The organism is Streptomyces sp. NRRL F-5755, assembly GCF_001279365.1.
Classification (GTDB): domain Bacteria; phylum Actinomycetota; class Actinomycetes; order Streptomycetales; family Streptomycetaceae; genus Streptomyces; species Streptomyces rimosus.
Genome location: NZ_LGCW01000155.1, coordinates 1 through 1,312 on the forward strand (window position 1 = coordinate 1; position 1,312 = coordinate 1,312).

1 protein-coding gene is annotated in these 1,312 nt (G+C 76.0%); it reads left to right on the top strand.

The genetic code is table 11. From position 1 onward, the window contains the following. The coding region (locus tag ADK86_RS43160) for a hypothetical protein (protein WP_420718855.1) at positions 1-1,312 on the top strand (1,312 nt) is incomplete at both ends.

Genomic DNA, 1,312 nt, shown 5'->3' on the forward strand with positions numbered 1-1,312 from the left:
GCGGCGCGCACTCCGGCGGCGGATCCGACGCGGGCGGCTCCGGCAGCGGCGGGAGCGGGACCGGCTCGGGTTCTGGGGCTGGTGCCGGCAGCGGCTCCGGCTCTCACACGGGTACGGGCGCGGGCGCTGGTGGCGGCTCCTCCCACACCCCCCGCGCGGGCGACACCGGCACCGGCACGCGTCCGGACGGCGGTACGGACACCGGCTCCGGCCCCACGTCATCCGCCGCCTCCGCCCACTCCACCCCGAGCCCGGACGGCCACCGCGACGCCCCCCGCGCGGAGCCCCTGCCGCCCCCAAACCAGCGCTCCCCCTTCGACGCCGGATTCCAGGGCGGCACCGACCACAACCCCTACAGCGGCACCGACGCCGGACCCCACACCCCCGACACCGGAACGTCCGGCTCCCACACCACCCCGCCCGCCGACCACCACACCACACCGGACAACATCACCACCCAGCCGGCACCGGACACCACCCCCGACTCGGCACGCCCGAACCAGGACCACAACCCGAACAACATCACCACCCAGCCCACGCCGGACACGACCCCGGATCACGCGCGCCCCGCTCCCGAGACAGCCAGCACCCACCCGACGCCCGGCCCCAGCCCCGAGCCGATCAGTACGCAGCCGGCGCCCGACACCACCCCGGACTCGGCCCGCCCCACGTCGGACAACGTCAGCACCCAGCCCGCTCCCGGCCCGTCCCCCGACGCTTCCGCCGCTCCCCAGCAGCACTCGCCGTCCGTGGACCCCGTGGCAGGCAATCCGCCCAGCAACACCAGCGACGGCACCAACAACAGCGGCAGCTCCGACAGCCCCAGCAGCGGTGGCGGCGGTGGCCGCCCGTCCGTTCCGCACGTGGGCGTGCCCCCGCAGGGCGCACCCGTTCAGCATTCGCCGTCCTCGGGCCAGCCGATCCAGCAGCGCGACCCGGCCCCGGGCGACCCCATGCCGACGGTGGACGAGAGCGACACCTCCGTATCCACCCAGTCGGCCGCCACCATGACCGCGCCCCCGCCCACCCAGCACAGCGCGGACCCCAACGCCGGCACCCCCACCACACCGCAGCAGCCGCAACAGAACACCCCTCAGTCCGCAGGCCCAGCCATGGGCGCCCCGACCATGCCCCCGCAAGGCGCCACCACCGGCCCGACCACCACACCTCCACGCGGCAGCACCCCCTCCAACCCCAACCGCCCCACCAACGCCGCGCCCTCCACCGGCACCAACCGTCGTCCCGACGGCTCGCAGGCGATCCGCGACGTCACCCAGCAGCGCGACCCCGAGCGCCCGGCCTACAACCCGCG